11 protein-coding genes are annotated in these 14,492 nt (G+C 41.1%); 7 read left to right on the forward strand and 4 right to left on the reverse strand.

What is annotated here, in order from left to right:
• Positions 1-310: 310 nt before the first annotated feature.
• The 7 genes from secA (at position 311) to C8C76_RS00950 (ending at position 10,125) form a co-directional block, all read left to right on the forward strand.
• On the forward strand, positions 311-2,878 hold the full coding sequence (secA, locus tag C8C76_RS00920) for a preprotein translocase subunit SecA (protein ID WP_108137751.1): 2,568 nt from the start codon (positions 311-313) through the stop codon (positions 2,876-2,878).
• Positions 2,879-2,883: 5 nt separating this feature from the next.
• Positions 2,884-3,982 (forward strand): peptide chain release factor 2 gene (gene prfB / locus C8C76_RS00925; RefSeq protein WP_208108982.1). Its coding sequence is split into 2 segments (ribosomal slippage): positions 2,884-2,952 and positions 2,954-3,982, totalling 1,098 coding nucleotides; the frame shifts between segments, so codons are not numbered across the junction.
• 111 nt (positions 3,983-4,093) lie between these two features.
• Positions 4,094-6,046, forward strand: a complete 1,953-nt coding sequence (locus C8C76_RS00930; RefSeq protein WP_108137755.1) for a DUF5693 family protein — start codon at positions 4,094-4,096, stop codon at positions 6,044-6,046.
• Positions 6,046-7,116 (forward strand): polysaccharide pyruvyl transferase CsaB, encoded by a 1,071-nt coding sequence (gene csaB, locus C8C76_RS00935; RefSeq protein ID WP_108137757.1) that lies wholly within the window; start codon positions 6,046-6,048, stop codon positions 7,114-7,116. The genes C8C76_RS00930 and csaB overlap by 1 nt, the downstream gene beginning before the upstream one ends.
• Complete coding sequence (locus C8C76_RS00940; RefSeq protein WP_108137759.1) at positions 7,104-7,844, forward strand: WecB/TagA/CpsF family glycosyltransferase; 741 nt, start codon at positions 7,104-7,106, stop codon at positions 7,842-7,844. Before csaB ends, C8C76_RS00940 begins: the two co-directional genes overlap by 13 nt.
• A gap of 109 nt (positions 7,845-7,953) precedes the next feature.
• Entirely contained in the window at positions 7,954-8,796 is an 843-nt protein-coding gene (locus tag C8C76_RS00945; RefSeq protein WP_108137761.1) for a YitT family protein, read from the forward strand.
• A gap of 66 nt (positions 8,797-8,862) precedes the next feature.
• Complete coding sequence (locus C8C76_RS00950) at positions 8,863-10,125, forward strand: S41 family peptidase (protein ID WP_108137762.1); 1,263 nt, start codon at positions 8,863-8,865, stop codon at positions 10,123-10,125.
• 109 nt (positions 10,126-10,234) lie between these two features.
• Here C8C76_RS00950 and C8C76_RS00955 read toward each other — a convergent pair whose 3' ends face one another.
• The 4 genes from C8C76_RS00955 to C8C76_RS00970 all read right to left on the reverse strand — a co-directional run bounded on the left by C8C76_RS00955 (position 10,235) and on the right by C8C76_RS00970 (position 14,479).
• Entirely contained in the window at positions 10,235-11,059 is an 825-nt protein-coding gene (locus C8C76_RS00955; RefSeq protein WP_108137764.1) for an HAD-IIA family hydrolase, read from the reverse strand.
• A gap of 279 nt (positions 11,060-11,338) precedes the next feature.
• On the reverse strand, positions 11,339-12,550 hold the full coding sequence (locus tag C8C76_RS00960; protein WP_219909351.1) for an ABC transporter substrate-binding protein: 1,212 nt from the start codon (positions 12,548-12,550) through the stop codon (positions 11,339-11,341).
• A 198-nt stretch (positions 12,551-12,748) separates the two neighbouring features.
• On the reverse strand, positions 12,749-13,576 hold the full coding sequence (locus tag C8C76_RS00965) for a carbohydrate ABC transporter permease (protein WP_108137766.1): 828 nt from the start codon (positions 13,574-13,576) through the stop codon (positions 12,749-12,751).
• A gap of 15 nt (positions 13,577-13,591) precedes the next feature.
• The gene (locus tag C8C76_RS00970; RefSeq protein ID WP_108137768.1) at positions 13,592-14,479 is read right to left on the reverse strand and encodes a carbohydrate ABC transporter permease; all 888 of its coding nucleotides are present in this window, start codon (positions 14,477-14,479) and stop codon (positions 13,592-13,594) included.
• Positions 14,480-14,492 lie beyond the last annotated feature (13 nt).

Consider the following 14,492-nt stretch of genomic DNA (forward strand, 5'->3'; position numbering starts at 1 on the left):
CGAATAAGAGTAAATAAAAATAAATAACTTTAAATAAAGAGGGATGCTCCTGGCGGGTGTCCCTTTTTTGCTGCTGTAAATGAGAAATTAATCACTATAACCAGGTCCAAAAAGTCTGTTTTGGACCTGGTTATAGTGAGCAAAAGCACAAATAAATAATCTAATCTGCCTTTAATTGAGTTTTAGTATTTAAGATGATATAATTATTTTGATTGAGTTAGCAGGACAAAGAAGACTGCAAAAATGAAATTATGACATTAAAAAGTGCGATTACTATTTATTTAGTCGCTAAATTTAGGGAGGAAGATAAATGCTTGAGTTCCTCAAGAACTTATTTAAAGATCCAAATGAAAAAGAACTGGAAAAGCTGGAACCAATTGTAGAAGAAATTAATTCCTTAGAGCCTGAAATGCAGGCACTAAGTGATCAGGAATTAAAGGACAAGACTGAAGAATTTAAAAATAGACATCAGAACGGAGAAAGCCTTGATGACCTTTTACCCGAGGCTTTTGCTGTTGTTAGAGAAGCAGCACAGAGATCAACCGATGCTGGTTTCCGCCACTATGATGTTCAGCTGATAGGAGGTATAGTGCTCCATCAGGGCAAGATTGCAGAGATGAAAACCGGTGAAGGTAAGACTCTGGCGGCAACTCTGCCTGTTTACCTCAATGCTTTAAGTGGTAAGGGAGTCCATGTGGTAACTGTTAATGACTATCTGGCCGAAAGAGATAGTGAGTGGATGGGCCAGATTTATCGCTTTTTAGGAATGTCAGTTGGAGTAATTTTAAGTGGAATGACTCCTGTTGAGCGAAGAGAAGCCTATAACTGTGATATTACCTATGGTACCAATAATGAATTTGGTTTTGATTATCTCAGGGACAACATGGCCTATAAAGAAGAGGATTTAGTCCAGCGGGAACATCACTATGCAATTTTAGATGAGGTCGACAGTATTTTAATTGATGAGGCCCGGACTCCACTGATTATTTCCGGTCCTGTTCAGGAAAAAAGTTCAGATTACCGCAAGTTTAATCGCGTAATCCCTGCCCTCAAACGGGAGGAAGACTATGAGATTGATGAGAAAAACAAGCTGGTAACTCTGACTGAAGCCGGGGTTGAAAAAGCAGAGAAAAAATTAAATGTGGACAACCTTTATTCAGAAGAAAATTTCAAGCTCAACCACCAGCTGAATCAGGCCTTAAAGGCCCATACCTTAATGAAAAAGGATAGAGATTATATTGTTAAAGATGGAGCGGTAAAAATTGTAGATGAGTTTACCGGCCGGGTGATGGAAGGACGCCGCTACAGTGAGGGCTTACACCAGGCGATTGAGGCTAAAGAGGGTGTTGAGGTCCAGAAGGGAAGCCAGACCTTTGCTAAAATCACCCTCCAGAATTTCTTTAGAATGTATGATAAACTGTCCGGAATGACAGGTACAGCTGAAACTGAAGAAGAGGAATTCATTAAAATTTATGATATGGCGGTTGTCGTTGTGCCAACCAATGAGCCGATGATTAGAGATGATATGCCTGATCTGGTATTTACCAATAAAGAGGCTAAATACAAGAATGTAATCGCAGAAATAAAAAGTTTATATCAAAAAGGTCAGCCGGTACTTGTTGGTACAGCTGATATAGAAAATTCGGAAATGTTAAGTAGAGAACTGAAGCGCGAAAAGGTACCACACGAGGTTTTAAACGCTAAAAATCATGAGCGTGAAGCCGATATAATCAAAGATGCAGGTCAGAAAAACAGTGTGACCATTGCCACCAATATGGCCGGTCGTGGTACAGATATTGTTTTAGGTGAGGGAGTTGTAGAACTCGGGGGTCTCCATGTTTTAGGTACCGAGCGTCACGAAAGCCGTCGGATTGATAATCAGCTCCGCGGTCGTGCCGGTCGTCAGGGAGATCCGGGATCTTCTCAGTTTTATGTATCGTTAGAAGATGACCTTTTAAGACTCTTTGGTTCAGATAAAATTAACGGTATTTTAGATAAGCTCGGAGTGGATGAAGATCAGCCTGTAGAGCACAAGATGATTTCCAGCTCTATTGAGCGGGCCCAGCAAAAGGTTGAAAGCCGCAACTTTGATATCCGAAAAGCAATTCTGCAGTATGATGATATCTTAAATAAGCAGCGTGAGGTTATTTATGAACAGCGCAAAACTCTGCTGACAACTGATCAGCTGGAAGAAAAGATTGCCGGAATGCTGGAGCAGCTCTTAGAAGATGTAATGGAGATGTTTATTTCCGAAGACTTACATCCTGACGAATGGGATCTGGCAGGAATGCTCGAATACCTGCACGGTATTGGGCTGGCCAAAGATGTTGAGGCTTCTGATTTAGAGGGTAAAGAGCGGACTGAAATTAAAGAGAAAATTACTTTAAGTTCTCTGGGATCCTATCAGAGCAAGCGCGAAAAAATTGATTCTGAGCGCTTTAATAGAATAGTTAAATTCCTGGCTTTAAGAGTAATAGACCGCAAATGGATGACTCACCTGGATAATATGGATGAGCTGCGGCAGGGAATTGGCCTGCGAGCTGTCGGTCAAAAAGACCCACTGACAGAATATAAATTCGAATCATTTGATATGTTTAATGAGCTGACCTCTTCCATTAGAGAAGATATTGTAGAAACAGCCTTTAAAGTTGAGGTTGAAGAAAGAGAAAGTGTACCAAAACAGGAAATTAATCAGCGTCAGCTGAATTATTCCTCACCTCAGGCTGCACTGGAAGGTCAGTCAAAGGGTAGTGATAAATCAAATGCTGGTGACGGCAGTGTCGGTCAGGCTACAGTGGTTAAGGAAGAAGAGCCGGGACGTAATGATCCCTGTCCCTGTGGCAGTGGTAAAAAATATAAAAAATGTTGTGGGAGATGATTTAAGTGAATAATAATTTTAAGGATAAATATACGGAATTAAAACAGCGATTTCAGGAACTGAGTGATTTACTTTGACCGGGAAAAACTGCTTCAGAATAAAAAGGAGATAGAAGCTGAAATGGGAGCCGGCGGTTTCTGGGATGATAAGGAAAATGCGCGCAAAAAATCCCAGCAGCTGGACCGAATCAAAAAGCGGCTAAAGGTAATCAGCAGTCTGGAAGAAAAATTCGAAGAAGCTGAAGTCTATCTGGAACTGGCTGCCGAAGAGGACCAGAGTCTGGAGTCCGAGCTTAAAGTGACTCTGACTGAACTGGAAAAAGAACTGGAAAAACTTGAGCTAAAACTGCGTCTAAATGAACCCTATGATGGCAATAATGCAATTTTATCTATTCATCCAGGAGCCGGAGGAACTGAATCTCAGGACTGGGCTCAGATGCTGCTCAGAATGTACAGCCGCTGGGCGGAAGCAAATGGCTATCAGCTTGAAACTCTGGACTTCAATCCCGGAGATGAGGCAGGAATTAAGAGTGTAACCTTAATGATTGAGGGAGATTATGCCTTTGGTTATTTAAAAGGTGAGCGGGGAGTTCACCGTCTGGTCAGGATTTCTCCTTTTGACTCTTCCGGCCGCCGCCATACTTCCTTTGCTTCGGTTGATGTAATGCCTGAGCTTGATGATGACATCGAAGTTGATATTGACGAAAATGATCTAAAAATAGATACCTATCGCGCCAGTGGTGCCGGGGGACAGCATGTTAATAAAACTGATTCTGCTGTCCGAATTACCCACCAGCCGACCGGGGTGGTTGTCCAGTGTCAGAATGAAAGATCCCAGCACAAAAATAAGGCAACAGCAATGAAGATTTTAACCGCCAAGCTGCTGGAGCTGAAGGAAGAGGCTCAGGCAGAAAAAATTGATGAGCTGAGTGGAGAACACAAGGAGATTGCCTGGGGCAGCCAGATTAGATCTTATGTTTTTCATCCCTATAATATGATCAAGGACCACCGGACTGATTTTGAAGAAGGTAATGTTGATAAAGTTATGGACGGCTATCTTGACGAATTTATAGAAGCTTACTTGAAATATCAGAGTGCCAGGTAGTTTTCGCTCTGCCAGGATTTTTGAGAATATTTCTGGCAGCAGACTGCTGGCAGCCCACTGGAAGCAGTAAGAAATTATTGGCTAATTATATAGAGGAAAAGGTGAATTTTGTTGAAGAAAATACTGATTGGACTTATTTTAATAACTTTTATTGCAGCTGCCTGGTCTCTGACTGCAAGAATTGAAAAAGTAGATCAAAATCCAGGTGTGGAAGTCATCATGGATGGGGAAGCCTATACAGAATTAAAATCTCTGGAGCCGGAAATAGATCTGCAGCAGTTAAAGGAAAGTGGAATTACTGGGCTGGCTGTTTATCAGCAGACCCTGGAGGACTTTCTGGAAAAAGGTGCTTTAAAACGAATTGAGTCTCTGGATATTATTCTCGGAGAAGAAGAGTTAATAACAGAACTTGAAGCTAATCAAATTCAGATTTCAGAGCTAGAAAATTCAGCCCTCTTTGCTGTTGTCAGTACTTCTTTGCGGGAGCAGATCAATAATCTGGAGCCGAAATTAGAGGCAGACTATTCGGCCAGTATTATTAAGAGAGATGCTTACGACCTTCTTTATTTTCACAGCTGGCACGAAAAGCTGGAAGATGTTAGTCTGGGCTATAATGCCAGCCTGATTGAAGCAGCTAAAGAAAATGATCTAAAAATCGCCTTCAGAAGCAATAATAAATTAAATGCCCTTTCTGCTTTAGAAAAAAATCTTGAGATTTTAAACCCTGATTTTTTGATTTTTGATGGAGAAGAGGTTACAGGTTATCCGGATAAGATTGAAGAGACTGCTCAATTAATGCAGGATCAGAATCTGATTTTCGGTAATATTGAAGCATTTATTGCCGCTCAGGATGGGTCAGAAAAACTGGCTAAATTAAATGATTATCAGCTGCTGCGGACTCACAGCATGCAGCAGGATGAAGTTGAGCAGGCAGATGATCAAAAGATTATCAGCCGCTATCTGCTTTCAGTTAGAGAGAGAAATGTAAAGATTATTTATCATAAACCCTATCTTAAAGGCAGCCAGCTTAAAGAAAGAAACCTGGGACTGCTTGCATCCTTAACTTCCAGTCTGGAAGCAGAAGGCTATCTTCCGGGCCGGGCAGAAACAGTTCCTTATTTCAGCAACTCGGGCTGGCATCTGCTGCTTATTCTGCTTGGAGTAACCGCAGCTGGAATTCTGCTCTTAAATTATTTTACAGCGTTTAAATACGAAAAACTGATGAATCTTTTTCTGCTGGCTGCAGCAGCGGCTGGTTTTCTGTTTTTATATTCAGGCAGAGAAATTTTATTGAGGCAGATAACAGCCCTCGGTTCAGCAGTTATTTTTCCTTCACTGGCAGTGATCGCTTTTCTGCTTGATAAGAACAGGGGAGGAGAGAAGCTGGAGGGTGGTTTGAGTCTGGCCTTTGTCTTCTTTAATTTTACTGCCGCTGTTCTGACGGCGCTGGTTGGTGGAATATTTGTAAGCTCGGTTTTAAACAGCAGTGAGTTTATATTTAAAATCAGTGACTTCAGAGGGGTCAAAGTTGCCTTCTTAATGCCGCTGATTATAATTTCACTCTATTATCTTTTTCAGCCCGGTTCAAAGGATCTGCGCCAACAGATACCGGAACTGCTGGAAAAAGTAATAAAAGTAAAACATATTATTCTGGCTGGCGGACTGGCCTTAATTGCAGTTATTTATATCGGGAGAACCGGGAACTTCCCGCTGCTGCCGGTACCGGCCTGGGAACTGACTGTCCGCAGTCTGCTGGAAAAGGTTCTTTATGTGCGGCCGCGTTTTAAAGAGTTTTTAATCGGACACCCTTTATTCATTTTTTCACTCTATCTGAGTGCCCGCAAGCGGAAAGAGCTATATTTTTACCCACTGCTGATGCTGGCTTCAGTGGGAGTAATAACTACAGTTAACACCTTTTCCCATCTGCATACACCGGTCCAGATTTCTCTGCTCAGGACTTTTCACGCTTACTGGTTGAGTTTTGCAGCTGCTGCAGTTATTATTTTCGCTTATCGGCTGCTTAATCGGCTTTATCAAAAATATTATCTGACTGAGGTTAAATAATGAAAAATATTGTAATTTCGGGTTATTACGGTTTCAACAACCTCGGGGATGAGGCAGTGCTGGCCGGAATAAGCTCACTTTTAAAGGAAAAAAGTAAGGATCTAAAAATAACTGTTCTTTCAGCTGAGCCTGAGCAGACAGCCGAGCGCTATAATCTGAATGCGGTCAGCAGAACATCCGTGATTCAGATTCTTGCCTCTCTGGCAGAGGCCGACCTTTTTATCAGTGGAGGCGGCAGCCTGCTGCAGGATGTGACGGGGAGCTTTTCGGTTCCCTATTATCTGGGGCTGGCCTGGCTGGCCAGGCTGCAGGGAACAAAGACCGTTTATTATGCCCAGGGAGCCGGCCCACTTAATAAAAAATGGAGCCAGCTTTTAACAGCTTTCAGTCTGAATAGATTTGAGCTGCTGGGAGTTAGAGATCAGGGATCGCAAAATCTGCTGCAGGAGATTGGGGTCAAAAAGGAAATCGAGCTGACTGTTGACCCTGTATTTGCTCTTTATGATCCGCTGAATAATTTGAAACAGCAGATTAAAGGGAAAATAGAAGTCGGGATTTCAGTTCGCCCCTGGTCAGTTGATTATATTTCGGAGCTGGCTGCAGCCTTAAATCAGTTTGCTGAGGGAAAGAAGATTAAGTTTATTATTTTTCCGATGCACCAGGGTTCAGATGAGGAGATCTCACTGCAGCTGAAAAAGAAGTTAACGGCTGAGGCGGAAATCTGTGATCTGCCGCCGGTGCCTGGAGAAGCCCTCAAAGCTTTTTCACAGCTGGACTTATTTGTTGGAGTTCGACTCCACAGTTTAATTTTTGCCCTTTTAAATCAAATTCCGCTGCTGGCTTTAAGTTATGATCCAAAAATTGAGGGGCTGATGTCAGAACTTGACTATCTACCTCTAATTAAGCTTGAAGATCTAGAGGCAGATCAGGCTGCAGCAGAGCTGGAAAATATTTTCGCAGCAAGATACAGCCTGCGCAAAAAGATTAAGGGGTTTTTGAAGCTCAAAAAATCTGAAGCGGAAGATTTTGCAGAACTGGTGCTGGAGGAGGTTGACACTTGCGAAAGCTGATAAAAATACTTGAGGTTAATATCGATCGGCTCAACATGAAGCAGGCAGTAGAGAGGGTAAGAGAGCTGAGCACTGATCACAGTCAGCCTTCTTTAGTGGTGACCCCCAATTCGGAGATGCTGGCCCTGGCGGCTGAAGATCGGGAGCTGGCCAGGATTTTAAATTCAGCTGATCTGGCAACTGCTGATGGAATCGGAGTTGTAATTGCTTCAAAAATTATGGGAGAGCCGTTGGAAGAGCGAGTGGCCGGCTTTGATCTGATAAGTTTATTATTTAAGGAACTGGCTGCAGAGGATATAAATTTTTATTTCCTGGGCGGGAAACCGGGAGTTGTCGACAGGGCGGTGGCAAATTTAAAAAGTGATTATCCTGAACTAACAATTTCTGGTTATCACCACGGCTATTTAGACCGCGAAAATCAGCAGCAGGTGATTGCAGAAATCAATCAAAAGAATATTGATCTGCTCCTGGTAGGAATGGGAGTTCCCCTGCAGGAGAAGTTTTTGGATAACAATTTAAAGAAGTTAAATGTAGGAGCTGCCATTACAGTCGGCGGCAGTTTTGATGTGCTGGCAGGTGAGGTCGAGCGGGCTCCGCTCTGGATGCAGAAGGCTGCTTTAGAGTGGTTTTACAGGCTGCTGCAGGAGCCATCTCGCTTTGGTAGAATGCTGGCGCTGCCGAAGTTTATTTATCTGGTTATAAAAGCTAAATTTTTTGGCAGCAAATAAATATTTGAGTAAATACAGCCAGAGTGCTGTTCTAAGGCTGGATATTTAAGGCTAATTATAACGAAAACTAAATTTTCACAAGGAGATAAGTTTATAAGGGGGAGATAGTTTGAAAAAAAGAATTTTTATCGATTATCTTGGAATTACAGCCGGATCTTTTTTAATCGCACTTGCTTTAACGGTCTTTCTGGTACCAAATAGAATTGCAGCAGGTGGTGTCAGCGGTCTGGCGACAGTTATTTACTACATAACATCTTTTCCAATTGGTATTACGATGCTGGTGATCAATATTCCGCTTTTTCTGGCAGGAGTTAAGATCATGGGGATGACTTTTGGGATTAGAACCATTTATGGTATAGTCTCACTTTCAGTTTTTACTGATTTACTGCAGCCCCATATGACTGCCCTGACTGATGATCTGCTGCTCGCTTCAATTTACGGAGGAGTAATTGGTGGTATCGGACTGGGGATAGTTTTTAGATCCCGTGGTACTACCGGAGGGACTGATTTGATTGCTTCCCTGATCAATTATTTTACCGGAATTACAGTTGGAGAAGGTCTTTTAATAGCTGATGGAGTTGTAGTAGCTCTGGCGGGAATCTTTTTCAATCTGGAAGTTGCACTCTATGCTGCAGTTACTATTTTTATTACCTCTCAGACAATTGATGTTGTTCAGGAAGGTTTGAACTTCAAAAAAGGGGTGCTGATTATCTCTGATAAAGCTGAAGAGATCAATCAGATGGTGGTCAATGACCTCAACCGCGGCATAACAGAATTTGATGCCAGAGGTGGCTATACTGGTGACCCCAAACAGGTGCTGCTCTGTATAATTTCTCGGTCTGAAGTTTCCGAACTGAAAAAAGAAGTGGCAGCTATAGATAAAGAAGCATTTGTAATTATCAGCAATGTTCACGAGGTGTTGGGCGAAGGGTTTACAGAAATAGCCCATTAACAATTTTATTTTATCAGGTTTTGATGGTTTGTGTTTATTAATTTAAGAAAGCAGGTGGCTAATTTAATGCAGAGAATTAGAGAGAAATTTAAGAATAAAGTTTGGTTATTTACACTGTCATTTTTACTATTATTTACTTTTGCAGTTTCGGCTCAGGACGGCGCCGTTGAAGAACAGCTTCCCCAGGAGCCGCAGCAGCAGGAAGAAAATTACACCAAGGCTGATGCCTTTCAGGATGTAATGTTTCTACTGCAGAATTATTATGTTGAGGATGTAGAATTTGAAACCCTGATCGAAGGTGCCATTGATGGCATGTTAAATAAAGTGGACCGCTATTCCTATTTCATGTCTCCTTCAGAATACGAAGAGATGCAGCAGGAATATGAGGGCCATTATGGCGGTATTGGAATTGTAATTACGATGAGAGATAATAAGCTGACAATCGTTTCTCCAATTAAAAACACCCCCGGAGAAAGAGCCGGGCTGAGATCTGGTGATATTATTAGCGCAATTGATGGTCAGGAAACTGCAGAGATATCACAGATGAAAGCAGTGGATCTAATGCGCGGGGAAGAAGGTACAGATGTTACTCTGACCATTGACCGGGGAGATGAAGAACCATTTGAAGTTGAAATTACCCGGGAAGATATAGAAGTACCCTATGTTGAAACGGAAATGAAAACTGAGGAAATTGGCTATATCAGTCTGGCTCAGTTTATTGAAGATGTGGGCCCAAAAGTAGAATCAGCAGTTGCCGATTTAAAAGCAGAAGATGCTCAGGGAATTATTCTTGACCTGAGAAACAACCCGGGCGGTCTACTGGATGAGGCTGTTAATGTTTCTTCAGTATTTTTAGATGAAGGTGTTGTTGTTTCTGTCAGACAGAAGGACGAAACTGAAAGAGTTCTGAAAGTTAATCAGGAGATTGAGGCTGATACTGAGATTCCTTTAATAATTCTAATTAATAAAGGATCTGCCAGCGCCTCGGAAATTGTTGCTGGAGCTGTCAAGGACTATGACCGCGGTAAGCTGATCGGATCTACCACATTTGGTAAGGGAGTTGTGCAGTCAGTAGTACCACTTAAAGATGGCTCAGCAGTTAGTTTGACAACTGCTCGTTATTATACTCCTGACGGAAATTATATTCACGAAAAGGGAATTGAACCTGAGATCAAGGTAGAGCTTGACGTTGAAGCTATTCAGGCTGCTGCGGAAGACGAGGAAACTGAGGAAGATGAGGCTGACAATCAGCTGCAGCGGGCAATAGAAGAAATGGAAAATATGATTTTTGTTCGCGATTTTCAGGATCAGAAAGCTGCCGGAGAGTAAAGTTAGAGCGGCTATCTAGTCGATAAAAATATATAAACTAGTTTGAGCAGAAAAAGCCAGCATTAATTTGCTGGCTTTTTTCTGTAGTTAGCTTTAATTTTCATCAGAGCTATAATTTATTTTTCAACTCTCCTACATCTTCAAATACATAATCAAAATACTTCTGCTTACTGCTGAGTTCTTTTAGATCTGCTGCTTTTGTTTCTCCACTCAAAACAAGAATGCCGGTAATTCCAGCATCATCAGCCATCCGCATATCTGTATATAAGCGGTCACCGACCATGGCCAGCTCAGATTTTTTCAGTTTAAACCTATTCAAAATATAATCAACAGTTAGTTTGGAAGGTTTACCCACAATTAAGGGTCTTTTGCCGGTTGAAGCTGCCAGCAGCTCGATCATTGCCCCGGTATCCGGCTGGGTTTTGCCTCCACTTAAAGGACAGACCAGATCAGGATGGGTGGCCACATAGTCAACTCCGGAGAGAATTAACTCGTGGGCATCCCAGAGTTTTTTGTAGTTTAGGGTCTTATCAAAACCCAAAACTACATAATCAACATTTTCCGGCTTTTCTCTGATATTTTCTATGTTATTGACAACCTGATGTCCAAAGCGCTCCATCTCTTCTTTGAGAGAATCAGTCCCTAAAAGATAAATTTGCTTGCCCTTTTTTTCGCCTGCTTCAGCCAGGTAGGAAGCTGTAATTTCACCGGAATTAATTATTTTTTCAGCTGCAGCTTCAATCCCCATCCGCTGCAGTTTCTGCTGATAATCGGCCCGATTTTTAGAAGAATTATTGGTTAAGAATATGTAATCCTTATCTACTGCCTTAAGTTCTCTCAGAAAGTCGAGACTTCCCTCCAGTAGATCGTTTTCCAGATAAATTGTTCCATCCATATCCAGTATAAAAAATTTAAGCTGACTTAAATCACTCATCTGCTGCCCCTTTCAAAATCTAAATTTTAGTTACTTTAGTTAATAAGATATTTATCTTCAATCTGCTGGAAGATAATATATAAACTCTATCTATTAATTTATCAGTACTTTCAACTAAATTCAAGTCTTAAATTAAAACCCGACTGCAGAGAGACTGCAGCCGGGCATTAAAATCAGATTATATTTTAGCCAGTTTAGTCATTAAAGAGCTCTGTATAATCCTGAAGTACATTATCAGCCTGCTCGTCAGCTTTATTAAGAGCTTCTTCTGCTGTAGCTTCACCGGTAAAGGCTTTCTTCTACAGCTGTATCAACGATATCTCTGATTTCAACAAAGTTACCTAAAAGCACACCATTGGCTGCAGGTGACTGAACTCCACTTAATACCTGGAGGAAGGCAGTTAAGTAGTTAGGATTGTCACTGAACCAGCGGTCATCCATCAGAGTTTTAACTGCTGCATTTGTAGATGGGAAATAACCTGTGTCTTTGTGCCACTGAATTGTAACATCAGTTTTACTTAGATACTTAAAGAATTCTACAACTGCTTCATATTCTTCGTCGCTGTGGCCCTGCATAACCCAGAGGGAAGCTCCACCAATAACTGAGTTACCAATACCCTGGCCTTCAAAACGAGGCAGGAAGGTAGTACCAACTTCAAAATCAGCTGATTCCATAATGGAACTTAGAGAAGATGTGGACTGGATTAACATGGCAACTTCACCAGCTAAGAAGTCCTGGTTGGCAGAATATTCACGGCCACCATAAGCTACAACATCTTTTTCTACTAAATCTGTCCAGGTTCCAAGTACCATTTTAGCGAAGTCACGGTCAAGATAAACTTCACTTGCTCTGCCGCTGCGACCATTATCATTATTTGCATAAGGTTTGTTGTGATAAGCATGCATCTGCTCTAAAATCCAGGCTGGCCAGCCAAAGGAAAGACCGTGGTTGGCTGCTCCACTATCGATGATCTGCAGACCCATTTCTTCGATATCAGCCCAGGTTTCTGGAACTGTTTCAATTCCTGCTGCTGCAAAAGCATCTTTATTATAATAAAGCATTGCAGTTGAAGAGTTAAAAGGCATTGAATATAGTTTGCCATCAACACTGTAGTAATTTAAAATAGGCTGAATAACACTGCCGAAGTCGATTTTGCCTTCTGCAATTTCATAAACAGGGACAATAGCTTCACTATCCAGCATGGTCTGAGTTCCTACTTCATAGACCTGAATAATGTGGGGTGGATTGCCGGAGCGAACTGCAGAAATACCCTGAGTTAGAGTTTCTGCATAACTTCCGGTAAACTGTGCTGTTACATTAATATCATCATGTTCTGCGTTAAAACCATCAACAATTTTTTCTACTGCTGCAGTACGACCGCCACTCATGGCATGCCAGAACTCGAGTTCAATTGTCTGAGCGGAAACCATTGCTGCACTAAAAGCAAAGAGTGTAACTAAGGTTAAAATAATAATAGATTTTTTTAACATAAATTCTCTTCATTTAATTTAATAAATGAAGATTACACCTCCTTTTTTTGATGAAACATGAATCAATAGACCACTAATTTGAGATCACAATTCAACTTCCCCAAATTGAATACTTAAAATCTCACCCCCAATTTATCTTAATTTTTAAAAGTATTTCAGTTTATCCCTCCTCGATAAATTTCTTTCATTTTTCTTATATTATTTATCCTGCTGCATGGCAAAACCTTCAACCAGGCTTTTTTGCAGGGTCAAATAAACTAGTAGTGGTGGAATAACACCGATAATTAGAGCTGCCATAATCACATTCCATTCCGGCTGAGCGTCAGAGGGAATCAGCATCTTCAGCCCAATTTGAACCACCCGCACCCGGGCACTGTTGGTTGTAACTAAAGGCCAGAGGTACTGGTTCCAGACCCAGATAAATTCTATAGTAAAAAGAGCAACAATATTACTTTTAGAAAGTGGAATCAAAATTGACCAGAGAAATCTGAGTGGAGTAATGCCGTCGATTAAGCTTGCCTCCAGCAGTGATTCCGGTACTGTCATATAGAACTGCTTAAACAGAAGAACTCCGGTAGCACTGGCGAAAAAAGGAATGGTCAGCGCATAATAGGTATCAAGCCAGCCTAAATTATCCATTAACTGATAGGTCGGCACAATTCTAATCGGCAGGGGCAGCATGTGGGTAATTAAAATTAAAATAAAAAGTATATTTTTGCCGGGGAATTCCCCGAAATAGACAAAGGCAAAGGCTGCCGAGATAGAAAGAATAATTTTTCCCACCGCGGTAACGATTGAAATAAAGGAACTGTTAAAAAGAAGTTTTCCCATATTAGAGCGCTGCCAGGCTTCACGGTAGTTATTGATCATATTATCTCCCAGCTGTAATTTTGGGGGGGAAGAATATACCTCATTGACATTTAAAGTACTGACCATAAAGGCATAAATTATTGGGAATGAAACTAAAAAAACTGAAATTATTAAAAATAGGTGAATAAATATTGTAGTTGATTTCTTGCGCTTCATTTTGAACTGCCTCCTCTACTGATAGAATACTTTTTCGCCTGCATATTTGAACTGAATAATAGTTATCACTGCAACAAAAACAAAGAGAATAATTGACTGAGCAGATGCATAACCGGTTCTCATACTTAAAAAGGCATCTCTAAATAATTTATAGGTAACTATATCTGTGGCTCGAGCCGGTCCGCCCTGGGTTAAAACATCTACTACGCCAAAGGTTAAAAAGAAAACCTGCAGGGTATTCATGATCAGCAGAAAAAAAGTTATTGGTGAAATCAGGGGAAAGGTAATCCGCCAGAATTTTGTAAAGGGGCTCGCTCCGTCAATGTCAGCTGCTTCTAAGAGTTCAGGTGAGACATTCTGGAGGGCGGCAATAAAAAAGATAAAATTATAGCCGAGCATTCTCCAGCTGGAAGCAATAATAATTAAGATAAAAGCTGCTGTTCCACTATTGATCCAGTTAAATTCAAATCTGGTTATCAGTTGAATATAATGAGACATAATTCCTACATTGGGGTGCATTAAAACTCCCCAGATAATACCGGCAAAAGCAAAGGAAAAAGCAAAAGGCCAGATCAGTAAACTTTTATAAATTTTAGCACCTCTTATTTTTTTGTTGGTAACAACAGCCAGAATTAAGGCAGATGAAATCGAAATAAAAACTGTAATCGCTGTAAAAACCAGAGAGCGGGTTAAACTGTTCCAGTAAGCAGGAGAAGTTAAGAGCCGCTGGAAATTTTCTATCCCTACATAGATCTGCCTGTTGCCAAAGGGGGTAGAGCGGAAAAAGCTTAAGTAAAGTGATTGGAGTGAAGGGTAAATCAAAAAGGTAGTAACAATAATAATTGATGGTGCAATTAAAAGATAAGCTAAATAACGATATTTTTTAGCAAACTTGCTGTTCAATCTGATTACCTCC

The sequence above is a fragment of the Halanaerobium saccharolyticum genome (assembly GCF_003053565.1).
GTDB lineage: Bacteria > Bacillota > Halanaerobiia > Halanaerobiales > Halanaerobiaceae > Halanaerobium > Halanaerobium saccharolyticum_B.

Excerpts from the sequence above, each read along its gene's own strand:
- secA (WP_108137751.1), top strand. The coding sequence starts at position 311 with ATGCTTGAGTTCCTCAAGAACTTATTTAAAGATCCAAATGAAAAAGAA.
- csaB (WP_108137757.1), top strand. The coding sequence starts at position 6,046 with ATGAAAAATATTGTAATTTCGGGTTATTACGGTTTCAACAACCTCGGG.
- C8C76_RS00950 (WP_108137762.1), top strand. The coding sequence starts at position 8,863 with ATGCAGAGAATTAGAGAGAAATTTAAGAATAAAGTTTGGTTATTTACA.
- C8C76_RS00955 (WP_108137764.1), bottom strand. The coding sequence starts at position 11,059 with ATGAGTGATTTAAGTCAGCTTAAATTTTTTATACTGGATATGGATGGA.
- C8C76_RS00960 (WP_219909351.1), bottom strand. The coding sequence starts at position 12,550 with ATGTTAAAAAAATCTATTATTATTTTAACCTTAGTTACACTCTTTGCT.
- C8C76_RS00965 (WP_108137766.1), bottom strand. The coding sequence starts at position 13,576 with ATGAAGCGCAAGAAATCAACTACAATATTTATTCACCTATTTTTAATA.